Annotated in this window: 16 protein-coding genes; 12 read left to right on the top strand and 4 right to left on the bottom strand. The window is 31.8% G+C overall.

Features of this window, described 5'->3' with window-relative positions:
• The first annotated feature begins 114 nt into the window (after window positions 1–114).
• Window positions 115–906: a serine hydrolase gene (locus SH09_RS01695; RefSeq protein WP_082039160.1), complete on the top strand. Its 792-nt coding sequence runs from the start codon at window positions 115–117 to the stop codon at window positions 904–906.
• Window positions 907–1051: 145 nt separating this feature from the next.
• On the opposite strand, the gene SH09_RS01700 is transcribed toward SH09_RS01695, so the two are convergent.
• The gene (locus SH09_RS01700) at window positions 1052–2047 is read right to left on the bottom strand and encodes a LacI family DNA-binding transcriptional regulator (protein ID WP_042737874.1); all 996 of its coding nucleotides are present in this window, start codon (window positions 2045–2047) and stop codon (window positions 1052–1054) included.
• 167 nt (window positions 2048–2214) lie between these two features.
• Here SH09_RS01700 and SH09_RS01705 point away from each other — a divergent pair, with 167 nt between their 5' ends.
• From SH09_RS01705 to SH09_RS01745, 9 genes are all read left to right on the top strand, one after another.
• Window positions 2215–2964 carry a sugar phosphate isomerase/epimerase family protein gene (locus SH09_RS01705; RefSeq protein ID WP_042737875.1) on the top strand — a complete coding sequence of 250 codons (750 nt, stop codon included), beginning with the start codon at window positions 2215–2217 and terminating at the stop codon, window positions 2962–2964.
• On the top strand, window positions 2954–3202 hold the full coding sequence (locus SH09_RS01710; protein ID WP_042737876.1) for a hypothetical protein: 249 nt from the start codon (window positions 2954–2956) through the stop codon (window positions 3200–3202). Before SH09_RS01705 ends, SH09_RS01710 begins: the two co-directional genes overlap by 11 nt.
• 11 nt (window positions 3203–3213) lie before the next feature.
• A complete protein-coding gene (locus SH09_RS01715) occupies window positions 3214–4488 on the top strand; it encodes a gluconate:proton symporter (RefSeq protein ID WP_042737877.1) in 1275 nt (424 codons plus the stop codon).
• A 13-nt stretch (window positions 4489–4501) separates the two neighbouring features.
• Entirely contained in the window at window positions 4502–5458 is a 957-nt protein-coding gene (locus SH09_RS01720) for a sugar kinase (RefSeq protein WP_042737878.1), read from the top strand.
• Window positions 5458–6084, top strand: coding sequence for an orotidine 5'-phosphate decarboxylase / HUMPS family protein (locus SH09_RS01725; protein WP_042737879.1), 627 nt, complete (start codon window positions 5458–5460; stop codon window positions 6082–6084). The genes SH09_RS01720 and SH09_RS01725 overlap by 1 nt, the downstream gene beginning before the upstream one ends.
• Window positions 6081–6623 (top strand): 6-phospho-3-hexuloisomerase, encoded by a 543-nt coding sequence (hxlB, locus tag SH09_RS01730; protein WP_042737880.1) that lies wholly within the window; start codon window positions 6081–6083, stop codon window positions 6621–6623. The genes SH09_RS01725 and hxlB overlap by 4 nt, the downstream gene beginning before the upstream one ends.
• A 35-nt stretch (window positions 6624–6658) precedes the next feature.
• Entirely contained in the window at window positions 6659–7261 is a 603-nt protein-coding gene (eda, locus tag SH09_RS01735; protein WP_042737881.1) for a bifunctional 4-hydroxy-2-oxoglutarate aldolase/2-dehydro-3-deoxy-phosphogluconate aldolase, read from the top strand.
• Window positions 7262–7458: 197 nt separating this feature from the next.
• The gene (locus SH09_RS01740; protein WP_042737882.1) at window positions 7459–7764 is read left to right on the top strand and encodes a TM2 domain-containing protein; all 306 of its coding nucleotides are present in this window, start codon (window positions 7459–7461) and stop codon (window positions 7762–7764) included.
• A 235-nt stretch (window positions 7765–7999) separates the two neighbouring features.
• Entirely contained in the window at window positions 8000–9037 is a 1038-nt protein-coding gene (locus SH09_RS01745) for a 2,3-butanediol dehydrogenase (protein WP_042737883.1), read from the top strand.
• 405 nt (window positions 9038–9442) lie between these two features.
• Here SH09_RS01745 and SH09_RS01750 read toward each other — a convergent pair whose 3' ends face one another.
• Both SH09_RS01750 and SH09_RS01755 read right to left on the bottom strand, forming a co-directional pair.
• Complete coding sequence (locus SH09_RS01750) at window positions 9443–9835, bottom strand: hypothetical protein (RefSeq protein ID WP_042737884.1); 393 nt, start codon at window positions 9833–9835, stop codon at window positions 9443–9445.
• Window positions 9836–9957: 122 nt separating this feature from the next.
• Window positions 9958–10794 carry an AraC family transcriptional regulator gene (locus tag SH09_RS01755; RefSeq protein ID WP_042737885.1) on the bottom strand — a complete coding sequence of 279 codons (837 nt, stop codon included), beginning with the start codon at window positions 10792–10794 and terminating at the stop codon, window positions 9958–9960.
• Window positions 10795–10983: 189 nt separating this feature from the next.
• Here SH09_RS01755 and melB point away from each other — a divergent pair, with 189 nt between their 5' ends.
• Together melB and SH09_RS01765 are read left to right on the top strand one after the other, a co-directional pair.
• Window positions 10984–12408: a melibiose:sodium transporter MelB gene (gene melB / locus SH09_RS01760; RefSeq protein WP_042737886.1), complete on the top strand. Its 1425-nt coding sequence runs from the start codon at window positions 10984–10986 to the stop codon at window positions 12406–12408.
• Window positions 12386–15361 (top strand): glycoside hydrolase family 2 TIM barrel-domain containing protein, encoded by a 2976-nt coding sequence (locus SH09_RS01765; RefSeq protein ID WP_042737887.1) that lies wholly within the window; start codon window positions 12386–12388, stop codon window positions 15359–15361. The genes melB and SH09_RS01765 overlap by 23 nt, the downstream gene beginning before the upstream one ends.
• Before the next feature lie 157 nt (window positions 15362–15518).
• Here SH09_RS01765 and SH09_RS01770 read toward each other — a convergent pair whose 3' ends face one another.
• Complete coding sequence (locus SH09_RS01770) at window positions 15519–16907, bottom strand: aminotransferase-like domain-containing protein (protein ID WP_042737888.1); 1389 nt, start codon at window positions 16905–16907, stop codon at window positions 15519–15521.
• Window positions 16908–17005 lie beyond the last annotated feature (98 nt).

Here is a 17005-nt window from a genome sequence, read left to right on the forward strand (position 1 = left end):
TTATATATGATAGAGGGAAACGCTCAATATTTGCAGTAATAAAGTTTTTCAGAAGTGGTAATGGTAAATGTATAAATAACTAATCATTCGAATTTATTTACGGTAGGTGTATCGATGGTGGAAGCTATAGAAATTTTTATCAAACAAATGAATGATATGGCACAAAAATTAAAAATGCACAATACAACGATTAAAAATCCTTCAGGCTTAAGTGCGAGGGGACAATTATCCACTACATATGATATTGCGCTATTAACTTTACATGCGAGCCAAAATCAGTACATTTCAGAAATTTGGCGTAAGAAAGAATATCAAGTTAATATATCAGGGAAAGACGCCCGACAAACAACGATTAAAACAACAATCGAAAATAAATTTTTGTCGAATTATTATACGCTATTAGGAGGAAAAACAGGAACACTAGGCATTATAAAGAATTTGACTGCAATCGTCTATGAGCAAGGTAAGCCTTATATCGTTGTAACTATAGGGGCACAAGGAAATAGATTTCACCAAACAAGACTGATATTGGATTATGCATTAAAAGGTTCACTTGCAGAAGATATCCAAATTCAAGCTTATACTGTGATGCCATACCCGTCATTCCCGATACATCATTTAAATAATACTAGGTTGCAACAATTATTGGCATATAAAGAGCATGAAAAAGTGAATCCAGCAAGTATTATTAAATTACTCACTATATTAACAGCTTTAACCTATCCGATAACTATGGAAGATTCAATTGTAATAGAAGCAGAAGATATCGTAGAAGATGCATTAAATGCTCTGAAAATAGGTGATATCATTAGCGTGAATGATGCCTTGCACTTGATGTTATTAGCTTCTTCCAATATCGCAGCTCAAGCTTTGGCAAGGTTTGTTGGACAGAAAAGCATAAAATAATCCCCCTTTGTAAAAATCAATTATAGTCCGAGGTGATTTATACAAGGGAGATATGTGTTTAGCGTTTATGTCAAATTGCCAGAAATAGAAATAAAATGATGGATGATTAGTGCCAATGCATTTCCTGGGCAATATTTTTTGAGCTTTATAAAGAATGTCTCCAGTCAATTTCTGATTTAATAATGGTTGGTACATCAATTTTATTAGTAGGCGTGCCTTTTAGAATTAAATCGAGTAACTCTGCTACAGTTGATCCAATTAATTTAGAAGGTTGATTAATACTTGTAATTCCAGGCGAAATAATGTCTGTCACATTAAAATCATCAAATCCTGTTATGCCTATATCATTAGGAATTATTAAATTATTTTTATTAATCAATTTAATTATGTCCAAAAGTACTGTGCCATTTAATGCAAATATTGCAGTTTTCCCAGTCTTAGTGATTTCTGTAATTTGTTTAATATCAATATAATGTGCTTCATCAACCTCAATTAGATGAACATTTAACTTGTTTGCATTACTTATATCGGCAATTGTATTGTAGCGTTTTTCTCTAGTATTAACTTTATGGATAGGTTGTGAAACAACGATGATATTTTTATAACTTTTTTCAACGATTGACTGCATGAGCTTTGCCACAATTGCTTCATTGTCTGTGGTTACCGAGAGCCAAGGGCTATCCTCAATTTCACGGTCTACCAAAATCATAGGGATTTGATTATTTGCAATAAATTGATAATTAGAGGAGTTATCATTCGAAGGTTGAATAATAATCCCTTCAACATTTTGATCAACAAGTTTCTGTAATATCCTCTGTTCTTTTATTTCTGAGTTAGCGGCTTCCACAATTATTAGATGATAATTTGTATGTTCGAAATACTGACTAATACCTTTTAATAATAATGATGAATACATATTAGATATATCTGCAACCACTACACCAATTAAATTACTTTTTCGAGTTGTTAAAAATTGGGCTTGTTTACTCGGGCGATAATTTAACTTTTCAATTGCCTTTTTAATCTTTTCACGTGTATCAGCTGACATTTTTTGATGATTACCATTAATATATTGTGACACCGTTGATTTCGATACACCTACATACTTCGCCACATCAGAAATTGTTACTTTTTTCTCCATTTTATGTTCAATCCTTCCAATGGAATCTATCCTAATCATATTAAAGTTTAACATTGTTATTTATAAAAGACTAAATGTAAGCGTTGACATTTATAGTAAACCGGTTTACTATAATACGCAAGAACTTAGAAAACCGGTTTACCTAATTTGGTTGAAGGGATGATGTTATGAAAAATACTGATTTGGTTTTTAATACGTTAGTTGCACAAGAAAAAATTAATTCTGGATTAACACAATTAGAAATATTTGATTATATAGTCGATTTGGGCTTCAACAGTATAGAAGTAAGAAGAGAATATTTTAAAAATATTGATAGTGAAGTGGAAGCTATTGCGAAATACTCAAAAGAGCAAAACATCACTATTCTTTACAGTGTTCCAGAAGTTATTTTTCTAGAAAATGGAGAACTTAATCCAAATATTGAACATTATTTCACTGAAGCATGCAATCTTCATGCGACACATGTAAAGATGACAATTGGTAATTACCAAAATAAAGAACAATTACAAAATTTAAAGATTATCAATGAACAACCATTTAGTTTTACGGTTGAAAATGATCAAACTGAACAATCAGGAACAATTAACCATATTCTAAAATTCTTAACTGAAGCTGAACAATCAGGAATTAATATTGGATACACATATGATTTAGGAAACTTTAGATATGTAGGGGAGAGTGAAATTGTTGGAGCAAAAGCGTTGAAGGAATATGTGAGATATATTCATTTGAAAAATGTTACGCGAGAAAATGATTTGTTAAGAGCAACTTCTCTTGAGCAAGGTGATATTAATTGGCGTAAAGTAATAACGCTTTTACCAACTGATGTACCCGTAGCATTAGAGTACCCATCGAATATTAAAGATGAAATTTTAACAGATAAACGAGCTATTGAGGTGTTAGGTTATGGAAATTAAAAAAACGAATGTAGATGCAGAAAAATTTGCGTATAAATTTATGGAATCTATACAACGAGATATTAACAGTTCTGATGATATACAAAAATCAGCAAAAGAAGCATTGGCAGCGTACTTAACAGCATATTATGTTGCCCTAGATTTTAATAATCTGGAAAATTCATTTTTCTATGAAGAGAAGAAAAAGAAAAATGTATCAACTTATCAAAGAATTTTAAGTGAGCTAAATAAATATTAGGTGGTGAGGTTATGGGTGCAGCTATTACTGGTGTATTGCTATTGTTAACATTTATTTTGTTTGTCATTTTTGTCATGCGTGGTGGGAATTTAACTTTAGGATTTTTAATTATGGCTATTCTTTGGACTATTATTGGATTGGTGCCATTAAATGTAGCCATTAAAGAGATCTATACAGAGCCTGTACTTAAGTATGGAAGTACTATTGTGAATATTATATTTGGGTCTTGGTTTGGTCGTGTACTAGTTGATACGGGTATTGCTGGTAGTATTAGTAGACGAACTCAAACAGTAGGTAATCGTTACCCTGTGGTAGCAACAATTCTAATTTCATGTGTACTTGCATTAATATTTTCAAGTTCTTATGGAGTTGGCTCAGCCATAGCGATTGGTGTAATTATTTTCCCAATTATGTATTCCATAGGTGTGCCAAAACACATCGCTGTGTCAGTTTTTACTTTATCGATTGGTGCAGCGATGTACATTAATAATGTCTTGTTTGTGCAGTTTCAAGTGTTTTTCCCGAAAATAGAGTGGGGCTTAAGATATCAAAAGTTTGGTTTTACAGCAATGTTAGTACAGATGGGAATTACAATTGCATTTATTTTGTATAATCGCAAAAAAATTCAAAACGGTAAATCGAAATTGGTTGTTACAGAAGATGAAAATACTGAGATTAAAGAGGTTTCACCATGGACTTACATATTACCAATCTTACCTGTAGCATTAAATATTATCTTAGGCTGGGATGCAGTTCCAGCACTATTCTTATCAATAATAGTTGCTTTATTTGCAACTGGAAATATGAAAACGTATACAGGACTCATTAAAATGATAAACAATACGGCATATAACGCAATTAGTGATATTGCAGGGTTAATTATTATGCTATTTGTACTGAATATGTTCCAAGCAGCTGCGGTTCATGCAATGGCTGACTTTAATGATGTATTTAAACATATAATTCCAGATAATACATTACTGTTAACTGTGATTATGGTTTTTCTAGCTCCATTAGCATATTTTAGAGGGCCATTATTCTTATACGGTGCAGGAGCAGCTACGGCAAGTATCTTTGTTAGTACTGGATTATTTGATCAATACTTCTTATATGGATTGCTTGTCGTACCTTCAATGGTTGGTATTTCAGCGTGTATTACGCAATCTTGGAATTTATGGGCAGTTCAATATAATGAATTAGATACTAAAACATTTTTAATAACAGGCCTACCGTGGATTTGGATAGCAACAGCAATCAACTTATTCTTAGCATACTTTATTTTATAAGGAGAGATAACATATGAGTAAATTTTTAACCATAGGAGAACCTATTGCGTTATTTGGTTCAGATGAAATTGATAAAAGCTTAGTTGAAGCTAAAAAATTCACTAAATACTTAGCAGGTGCAGAAGTTAATGTAGCAGTCGGTGTATCGAGATTAGGGCATAGCACACAATATGTTACAAGACTTGGTGATGATCCATTCGGTAAATTTATTGAAAACGAACTAACTAGAAATAATATAGGTACAGATTATATTGAAAAGACAAATGATTTTTGGACAGCATATCAATTGAAAAATCGTGTTAGTCAAGGAGATCCAGATATTCATTACTTTAGAAAAGGTTCTGCAGCAGCGAACTTTAATGAAGAAATATTAAACAAAATAGATTGGGATGATATAGAAATTGTCCATTTATCAGGTATTTTTCCTGCTATTTCACAACAATCATTAACTACATTTAATAAATTGATAGAGTTAATTAATCGTAAGCAGATCACGTCAACATTTGATCCAAATTTACGACCTCAGTTATGGCAGTCTGAAACAGAAATGAGAGATACACTTAATTACTTGGCTAAGCATGCTGATATAATTTTACCTGGTATTAATGAAGGGAAAATATTAGTAGGTAGTGACAATCCAGAAGAGATAGCAGACTTCTATTTAACTCAAAGTGAGAAAACGAGCATAGTAATTGTTAAATTAGGAGCACAAGGAGCATATATAAAGCAAAAAGGTGAAACAGTTGGAATGACAATTTCAGGACAACGAGTTGACCATGTTGTAGATACAGTAGGTGCTGGAGATGGATTTGCGGTAGGTGTTATTACTGGATTATTAGAAGGTATCGACATCAAGTCCGCAGTAGTAAGAGGTAATATAATTGGAGCGCTTGCAGTACAGTCCTCTGGTGATAATGATGGCTATCCAAACAGAACTGAGCTAGAAGCAATAGAAAAGGAGTATGAATGATGAAATTACAAGTTGCGTTAGATCGAATTTCATTAGATGAAGCTATTAAATTATCGACTAAGCTAAATGGTAATGTAGGTATTATAGAAATTGGAACATCATTAATCAAAGATTATGGAAATAGCGCTATTGAAAAAATAGCTGAGGTTACACCAGATAGTAAAATATTGATTGATAGTAAAACGATTGATGAGGGTGCGTATGAGTTTAATCAAGCATTTCGACACGGTGCAGATATTGTGACAGTAATGGGTGCAGCAAGTTATCAAACGTTAGCAGCTTGTTATGAAGTAGCCAAGCAATATAATGGCACGATGATGATTGATTTACTTAATTTAAATCATAAACAAATAGCAGCAATTGATAATTTTTCAGAAGCAGTCTATTTGATTCATCATTCTGTGGATGCAAATGAAAAGGTGTCAGCAATTGCTGAAATAGAAGAATTCCAATCTTTACATGAACATGTAGAACACATAGCTATTGCAGGTGGTATAGATTACAATGCAGCATCAGAAATATCACAGCAAAATCTTGCAGACATTGTTGTAGTGGGTTCTAAAATAACTACATCAAAAAGTATCGTTGAGACAGCAAAAAAATTTATGGAGGTATTAAAAGCATGAGTACGATTACTACTGTTATGAATGAAATTCAAGAAGTGATGAATTTAGTAGATGAAAATGAAATAGATAATGTGGTTAAAAAGTTAACAAAAAAGCAGAGAATATTTGTTGTTGGTGCTGGAAGAAGTGGTTTCCAAGGTAAAGGATTTGCGATGAGATTAATGCATATCGGATATCAAAGTTATGTAGTAGGAGAAACGATTACACCTTCCGTTCAAGCAGGCGATATTTGGGTAGCTATTTCTGGATCTGGTACAACTGAGAGTATAGTCACTCAAACGGAGAAAGTTAAGAAACTAGGACTTACCGTAATTGCATTAACAAGCGATGAGAATTCTAAATTGGCACAATTAGCAGACGAAACCATAATTGTTCCAGGAGCTACAAAAGTAAATACAGGTGTGAAATCATCACAACTACTATCTTCCTTATTTGATCAAACTGTACACATCACGTTAGATGTATTAAATCAAAAATTAGCAGAACGTGACAATACAACAAATCAAAGCGCCAATGCACAACATACAAACGTTGAGTAGACTTTTAAAATAAAAAAATTGGTAGGTGCTATAAATTGAAATCAGTACAAGTTTTAAATGAACTACAAAGTAACAAATTAATTGCAGTTTATAGAACCACAGATAAACAAAAATACATTGATATTGCCCAAATTTTAATTAATAATGGATTGAAAATTATAGAAGTTACGGCAACAACACCACAAGCAAATGAAATTATTAGAGAATTATCACAATATGAGGACGTTGTAGTTGGCGCAGGTACTATATTAGATAGTGAATCGGCAATAGAAGCGGGTGCGACTTTTATAGTAAGTCCAGGGTTTGATAAGTATACAGCTAAATTAGCAAACAGTTATGATGTGCCTTATATTCCAGGATGTATGACTGTAACAGAAATGATAAATGCGAGTCAGTATGGCTGTAATATCATTAAATTATTTCCAGCGAATCAATTTAGTCCAAAATCAATTAAAGACTTTCAAGGGCCATTACCTCAACTAGAGTTTATCCCAACAGGTGGTGTGGATAGGGCTAATGCACAAGATTGGTTAGATGCAGGTAGCTTGGCAATTGGTATAGGTAGTGAAATTACAAAAATTTATGAAAAAGAAGGTTCTAGCGGATTGCGTAAATATGTACAAGAATTACTAAATTAAAAATAGATTGTGGAATAGGTAGTGATTGATAATTCGGTATGATTTGCAATGCCGTTGAAAAGCTAATAAAATTTTTAAAATAGTAATTTAAGGAGTTATTCGTTTGAAAATATTAAAATCATAAAAGTTATGTTCTTTCTGATTATTTATTGTGTTAAAATATATTTATAAATCATAGACAATAGGGGACAATGTAAATGAATATTGACGAAAGAGCTTATATTGAACAGAGAGTAGCAAATAATTCAAAATCTACAGGTGTAGCATATCTATTGTGGTTCTTTTTAGGTGGTTTTGGCGCCCATAGATTTTATTTAGGCAAAACAGGATCAGCTGTAGGCTTATTAGTATTAACATTATTAACATCTTGGTGGACCTTTGGCATTCCTACTATAATTTGGGTTATTATAGATGCATTTCTTATTCCAAGTATAATTAGAGAGCATGCACAAGCAGAACGAAACCTTGCTACAACAGAAGTTCAACTGATGAAAAATAAGTAACTATCAGCATAGATATATGAATCTATAGTAAGAACTAATATAAACTTTCCTAAACGTTAATTGTTGTGATCAACGATTAGCGTTTATTTTTTACAAATAAAAAGCGAAATAATTTATAACAACAATATATTCGATATAAAAATATTTAAATTTTTGTGTTGTAACTTTACTATATAATTGAAAATATAAAAACAGTGGCGTACCATTAAATTATAAAGAATAAGGAGGTAATACGATGAAAGCTGCAGTATGGTATGGTCAAAAGGATGTTCGAGTTGAAGAGCGTGCACAAAATGAATTAAAGGATGGGGAAGTTAAGGTTAAAGTATCTTGGGCTGGTATTTGTGGAACGGATTTGCATGAATACTTAGAAGGACCTATTTTTATTTCAACTGATAAACCTGATCCATTTCTTGGTGGTAAAGCACCTGTAACTTTAGGGCATGAATTTGCTGGTGTAGTTGAAGAAGTAGGCGCAAATGTTAATAAATTTGCTAAAGGTGATAGAGTCGTAGTTAACCCAACTGTTTCAAAGCGTGAAAAAGAAGAAAATATTGATTTATATGATGGCTATTCATTTGTAGGTTTAGGTTCAGATGGTGGTTTTGCGGAATTTACCAATGTTCCGGAAGAAAATGTTTATAAATTACCGGATAATGTTTCTGACAAAGAGGGCGCATTAGTTGAGCCAACTGCAGTTGCTGTGCAAGCTATCAAAGAAGGGGAAGTATTATTTGGAGATACAGTAGCTATTTTTGGTGCTGGACCAATCGGCTTGCTAACAGTTGTAGCCGCTAAAGCTGCGGGTGCAAGTAAAATATTTGTCGTCGATTTATCACCAGAAAGATTAGCGAAAGCGAAAGATTTAGGTGCTACACATGTCATTAATTCTGGTGAAGATGATCCAGTTGAAATAATTAAAAATAATACTGACAGTGGTGTTGATGTAGCATTTGAAGTTGCAGGAGTAGCGCCAACACTCAAACTTTCTATTGATGTGACTAAAGCACGTGGAACGGTCGTGATTGTCTCAATCTTCGGTCATCCTATTGAGTGGCATCCAATGCAATTAACGAATACTGGTGTTAAATTAACATCTACGATTGCGTATACACCTACTACGTTCCAACAAACAATTGATTTGATTAATGAAGGTAACTTACAAGTAAAAGATGTGATTACTGACGAAATTCAACTAGAGGATATTGTGGCGTCTGGATTTGAACAATTAGTAAATGACAAATCACAAGCTAAAATTTTAGTGAAGATTTAATAAGTTTAGTTAACTTAATTACCAAATTCAATATATTTATAGCTTAAGTGTGCTAACCGAATAAGAAGGCAATTTCTGTTGAGATTGCCTTCTTTATTTTAGTTTCCATTGGTAGAGTTGATTGAGACATGTTTAATTTTTTATACATAAGACACCACGTTAATTTAGTTTAGTGAAGTTATTAAATGATACGAAAGTGTCTTATTTTTTGTAATAATAGTATCAATGAACTTTGTATTGTTTGCGAGACACCTGAGGGAGCAGGATGCGTGTCGAGACCAAGGATCGACCCAGCCCCCTAGGTAAGCGAGCAATAACAATACTGAGTATCGATAACAATAACAAAGCCCATCAAAAATCTTTGATGAGCTTAATGCAAAGTATTTATGTCCCAGATTCTGTATTTTATACAAATTGACCATTTTCAAAAATAACGCGTTGCTTTTCTCCTTTAATAAAGGCATTATAATTATCATTTTGGAAATCAGCTAATAGCGCTCTGGAAGTTCCAAATTTCAAAGTTTGTTCTCCACTTTTTATATACATCTTTCTAAATAATAAGGCGTCCTTTAATGTGATTTTATCAATCATATCGTAGTCTAATTGTACTGCTTCACGATATTCAAAAGTGTTAAATTTCGTTACTACATTTGCCAAGAAATCTTCGCCTAAATAGAAAATAGATAAGTCAGATCTTCTTTGTTGCCCAATCAACAACCGACCTTTTTCAAATTTTTGTTGTGGAAAATTCAACTCCAAATATTCTAAAATATCCGCTTCTTTCAATTTAAATTGCATAGTAAGCACCCCTATATGTATGATTTTAAGTTAATAAATCTTTATAAATAAAATATACCCAAATATCGTACTATTTGAATATTTTTTATAAAAGAAAACAAAAATATTCAATTGCCCAATTCTTATATTTGCCTGTTTGAAAAATTTGTACGATATTTTGATGCACTTATTTCAAAATGTTTTGTAAAGATTTTAGAGAATAACAAGGGATCTTTATAACCTACTTTTAAGGCGATTTCACAAATCATCAAATTAGAATTAATTAATAATTGAGATGCATGGTACATCCGAATATAAGTTAAATAATCTTTAGGTGAACAATTTAAATTTTTTTTGAATAGCTTAAATAAATGGCTGCGTGTTATATTTACATGATTTGCAACATCGACAACCATTATATTTCTATGATAATTACTGTTGATAAAATCTACAGCATGTTGAATGTCTTCATTTATAATTGCTATTTCGGTTGAAAATGTTTTAGGGAATAATGTCTGTAACTGATAAACGAGTTGGTATAAATTTTGTATAATTAAAATGTCCGAACCGTTTTGTGTATCAACTGATTTAGATAATTCACAGACATTTTGAATAATTGTTTTAATATCGGAAGTATCCTCATTGCTGATAACGTAATTATCAACAATTTGACAACGATTGAGATAATTGATAATTTGCTTTCCACCCACGCCAAGCCAATAATACGTCCAAGGATTTGAAAACGAAGGATAGTATTCAACAGTTTCACCTTTCTTTAATAAAAATATATCACCTTCTTTTAAGTGATGTTCCACATCCTGACATTTAAATGTGCCTTCTCCATTTGTAACAATATGTAAAACGGCGTCTTTTATTACTGTATATTGGTAACCTACATTAGGCACACCAACCTCAATACCACATTCAACTAGATTTGCATCAATGTGCTTCTTTTGGAATTTTTTCCAAAGTAATTGCATGACATTACACCTCGATTTCATAGAAATTATAGCTTCTTATGTCTATAAAACCACAACTTCAAAGAATAATGAAACATTTTTCCATATATTATCATCATTATGCTATTCATAATATTTGTTTTATACAAGTAAAATAAACTTAAGTTATTTGTAAGCGTTTTATATTATTTGCTAATAGAGGTGAATGTGATGGATAGACATTTAACAGGTATGCAAAAGTTTTCTTTTGGTTTTGGTGCAATTGGTAAAGATGCGATATTTAATATCGTTAGCGTATTTTTAATGTTTTACATAACGGACATTGTCGGGTTATCACCAGCATTTGTTGGCGTAATGTTATTTATTGCACGTATATGGGATGCAATTAATGATCCAATAATGGGGATGATTGTTGATAATACGCGTAATAATTTCGGTAAATTTAAAACGTGGCTAACTATCGGGACGCTAGTGAATGCAGTCATTACAGTACTGTTATTCACTAATTTTGATTTACCTCAAAGTGCAATGTATGTGTATATTTCGGTCTTGTATATTTCCTGGGGAATGAGTTACACGATGATGGATATACCTTATTGGTCATGGTTACCAAACTTAACGCATAATCCTAGAGAACGTGAAGAAGTTTCAGTAATTCCTAGATTTTTTGCAAGTTTAGCTGCATTTACAGTAGGTACATTTGGGTTGTTTTTTATTCATAAATTAGGAGATTTGTTTGGAAAAGGCAGTGATTCTGTAGGAATATTTGTCTTTGCAATTATTTGTAGTGTTGTCTTTATTTTTACAATTGCTGTAACGATTATAAAAGTACCTGAAGATAAAGAAATGGAGCAGCAAATTGGAATAAAGGTGAACTTTAAAGATATTGGGCGTATTTTATTTAAAAATAAAGAATTACTAGCCATTATGGGTGTATTACTTACTTTTAATCTATGTATGCAAACATTAAATGGATCGATTATATATTACTTTAAATATGCGGTTAATGCAGAACATTTATTTTCTATATTCAATTCAATGATTTTATGTGAAATGGTTGGTTTGTTATTTCTTCCTAGATTTATAAAATGGGTGGGAAGAACGAAAGCATTTAATACAGCAATTATCTTAATTGTTACCGGTTTAGCAGTTATTTTAATAGCTGGATTTATTATTCCAAAGGTTACGATTCCAGTTATTATTGGTGCCGGTTTATTAAGAGTTGGTTCAGGATTTATGACAGGTATAACAACTGTTTCATTAGCCGATGTTATTGATTATAGCGAGGTGAAATTTGGACAGAGAAATGAAAGTATTATTACATCGACTAATACGTTTTTAACAAAGGCTTCACAAGCTATTGCTGCTTTGATTGTAGGAATGGGATTAACCATTTTGGGTTATACGCCGAATGAATCACAAACAGCACTTACAATTAATGGATTGAGAGTAATGATTATTGTGGCGCCTGTCATATTTGTTTTTCTAGCGGCATTTTTATATCACAAAGCATTTAATTTAAAGGGCGATTTTTTAAAGGATGTAGAGCAAACACTCTATTACAAACGTCAGAGAGAACATAATGAACGTATGAATAAGGAGGATGCTAAAGATGTTACAACAACAGTATCATGAAAATTTTGAGGTGCAACATATAAATAAATTACCGAGACGTGCTTTTTATATTCCATTTCAACAAGGGGAATCATCGTATCGTCTTGAAACGAGATATCAAACAGCAAATGTTACTTTATTGAATGGTGACTGGCAATTCGACTATTATGAAACGTTCGATAACTGTTTAAATCATTCGTTTAAAGAAACGAAAAAGGAGTTATCTGTGCCATCGGTTTGGAACTTATACGGCTTTGATCAATTGCAATATTTAAATACGCAATATCCAATACCATTTGATCCACCATACGTTCCTATAAACAATCCTTGTGGGAGATATCAACGTAAGTTTGAAATTGAACAATTTAGCGATGTTAGTGATTATCACTTGAACTTTGAAGGTGTAGGTAGTGCTTTTTATGTATGGATTAACCAGCAATTTGTGGGATATAGTCAGATTGCACATTCAATATCTGAATTTGATATTACTGAATATGTACATGAGGGTGTTAACGCAATCGAAGTAATTGTATTAAAGTATTCAGACGGAACATACTTTGAAGACCAAGATATGTTTAGACATTCAGGTATATTTAGAGATGTGTATATTTTAAAAAGAGCAAAAGCGCGTTTGAATGATTTCAAGATCGAAACTATTGTAGATAATGAATCAAATACAGCAACTATAGCAGTGGACTTAATAGATAAACAACATTTAGAAAATGTTAAATTATCACTATTTGATCCTGCGGGGAGTCTTATATCTGAAAATATCGTTAGTGATTATTGCAAATTTAAAATAGATAAACCACTGTTATGGTCTGCAGAAAGTCCGTTACTCTATTCATTAATGATTGCCACAAATGATGAAGTGATTACGCAAAATATTGGTATACGCCAAGTAGAAATAAAAAATAATCAATTTTATATTAACGGCCAATCTATTAAATTTAGAGGCGTGAACTATCATGATAGTGATCCGAATACGGGTTATGTAATGAGTGAAATACAATTTGCCAAAGATATGAAACTAATGAAACAAGGTAATTTTAATGCGATTAGGACGGCACATTATCCGAAATCTCCTTTATTTTATGAGCTGACCGATAAATATGGATTTTATGTGATGAGTGAAGCAGATATTGAAACCCATGGTGTGGTTCGACTATATGGGGAAGATAAGAATGAGCATTTCAATATCATAACTGACGATCCTAAATATCAGCAATCTATCATTGAGAGAATAGAAGCATCAATAGTTCCATTAAAGAATTATAGTTCTATCGTTTCATGGTCTATGGGTAATGAATCAGGATTCGGTATTAATATGGTTAGAGGTCTAGATCGTGCCAAGCGTTTGGATAGTACAAGACCTTTACATTATGAAGGAACACATTATCGAAATCGTGATAAGCATTATGATTTATCTAATGTTGAAATGATCAGTAGAATGTATCCTTCTCCTGAAGAAATAGAAGAGAAATATTTGAAGAATGAGCATTTAGATAAGCCATTTATCTTGTGTGAATACGCACATGCAATGGGCAATTCACCTGGAGATTTACATGCATACCAGGAACTGGTTGAACAATATGATTGCTTTATCGGTGGCTTTGTTTGGGAATGGTGTGATCATGCGATTCAGACCGGTGTCAAAAATGGCGAAGGGGTATTTAGATATGGGGGAGACTTTGGTGAAAAGTTACATGATGGTAATTTTTGTGTGGATGGTATTGTTTCTCCAGATCGTATACCACATGAAGGGTACTATGAATTTAAATATGAGCACCAGCCTTTAAAAATAATTCAGCAACAAGATGAATATTTAACATTTAGAAATCAATTAGATTTTACAAATATTGAAAATTATTTATTAGTTGAAGCTATAATTACAAAATTAAACGGTGATAGAACAAAAGTGGCAATTCATTTTGAAAACTTTGAACCACATAGTGAGCAGGTGATAAATCTATCAAATTATGTAGATTGTTCTAATGTGAGTACTGTGATTTTTAAATATAGTTTATTGAATGATGAACTGCTTCGCTCACAATATTTTGAATTAGGGTATGACCAAATTATCTATAAGAGAAGAAATATTGAATTAGAAAGAAATAATCAAAGCCACATAGAATATGAAGAATTAGAGCGACAAGTTAATATATCTGTTCATGATTGGAGCTATAGTTTTGATAAGGAAACGGCGAATTTAACTTCAATAATAAAATCAGGAAATATTATCTTAAATGAACCTACAAAAATTAATTTATGGAGAGCACCAATAGATAATGATGTTCAAATTGTATCTGACTGGAAGTATGCAGGATATGAAGATGCCTCGACACGTGTCCGTGATTACCAAATTCGAGAAAGTAAGAATGAGCTCAGTCTTAAATTTGATATTGTAGTCGTTAATGATGTTGTACCACCGATTCTTTGGGGGACACTGACTTGGACAATAAATCATGAAGGGGTATTAAAAGTGGATTACCAGTTAGAAAAGAATGACCTTGCACCATTTTTACCAAGACTTGGCATGGCTATTACACTTATAGATCGATATGAACAGTTAAGTTATTATGGCAATGGTCCATATAGTAGCTATAGCGACAAAGGTGTCGCAACATATTTAGATTATTTTAATACGACGGTTACAGAAAATGGAGATCAGCACATAAAACCTCAAGAGACAGGCAGTCATAACAATACTACATTTATGCAAGTTGCTAACGGTATAAATAAAGTAATTGTAACGAGTGCGCAACCATATAGTTTTAATGCAAGCCATTATTCATTAGCAGAATTGACTCATAAAAAGCATAAAGATGAATTAGTCGAAAATAATCATACGTATCTATATATAGATTATGCACAGAGCGGTATAGGATCCAATAGTTGTGGCCCTGAATTAAAAGAAGCATACAAATTGAACGAAAAAGAAATTAAATTTAACTTTGAATTGAGATTTGAATAGTAAAATAAAGCAACAGAAACATAATGACACTAAACATTAAAATAGAGAGTTTAATAAAACATCTACGTATGATTCAATTTAATCAAAGTGACGAGAGTGTTTACATTTAAGATTCAATAATTGTAGTAATGTCATTGGTATACTGTTGCTTTTATTTTTAACAATATTGATTTACATATTGTTTAAGTTTGATTAATGCATAATGTATATTTTCTACTGTTTCATAGGCAAATGATAGGCGAACAGTATTATATTTACTGCCATAGATATAACCAGGATTAATGAGAATATTCTCTTTATTTATTAAGTCAAAAAAGACTTGTTTGATATTAATATTTTCATTAAAAGTTACCCAAATGAAAAATCCACCTTTTGGTACTGTCCAATTTGCAATTTGAGAAAAATGCTCAGCTAAAATTTCTATCATATAATCTCGCTTTTCTTTTAGTTTGCTTCGTAGATGATTAACATGGTCGTCAAAATCACCATTCTTAAGAAGCTCATAGATAACCATTTGAGACAAAATACTAGAGCCATAATCACTTTGCATTCTTATATCAGCTAGTTGCTCAATGACTTTTTCTGAAGCTACTATCCATCCAATACGAAGTGCAGGAGCTACAGATTTTGAAAAACTACTAATATGAATTATGTTTCCACTTTTATCTAGAGACTTCATAGATGGTATAGGACTTGTTGTGAAATATAAATCTCTATATATGTCATCTTCTATCACAGGTATATTATGAATTTGGCAGTATTTTATTATATCTTTTTGGGTTTCTATCGGTAAATACGCTCCAGTTGGATTATTAAACGTAGGTTCAATATAAAGTGCGCCCTCAGTTGTAAATGAATAATTATCGATAATATTTTTAAAATCATATAAATTATTATATGGAATCCTTACTTTTTTCATATTGAAACTATCAAATACATGCGTTGATTCAATATAAGATGGTGTATTAAAAAATATTGTAGCGTTTTGGCTAAGAAATCCTGTTGTTAATAATTGAATGGCATGTAGCGCTCCAGAAGTTATTAAAATATTATCAAAACTAATATCTATACCATCTTCTTGTAGTCGTTTGGCGATTAATTTACGTAAATTTAGGTAACCATAACCATTATTGTAACCAAAGGATAAGTCTCCGATGTACTTAGATACAGAAATCATAGCTTGTTGTAATTTGATTTCAGGAATTAAGTTCTTTCCTAACTCTCCTTTACTTATATGTATAAAATTTGAATCTGTCTCAAGTTTGTTTATTAGTTGTACTGTGTATTCACTTCTTGATTTAGCAGACCATTCCATTGACTGTGCCCAGTTATTAAAGGTGGAATGATTATTTAAATAATCATTTACATATGTACCACTACCTTCTTTAGTGAAAATAAAGGACTCAGATTCTAATAATTCAATACTTTTTATAATTGTTACTCTATTTACATTGAATTGTTCGGCTAACTTTCTGTGAGAAGGGATTTTCATTCCTATGAACCAATCGCCGTGTAAAATTTTATCACGGATATATTTAGCAATCATTTTATATTTGATATTAATCACCGCCTTAAAATTGGTTGGGTTTTTTTAGTATGAATTGGTTGTGCACTCGGGATGATTGTTTGATTAATATTAACACA

Origin of the sequence: Staphylococcus gallinarum, from assembly GCF_000875895.1 — a bacterium.
Taxonomy (GTDB): domain Bacteria; phylum Bacillota; class Bacilli; order Staphylococcales; family Staphylococcaceae; genus Staphylococcus; species Staphylococcus gallinarum.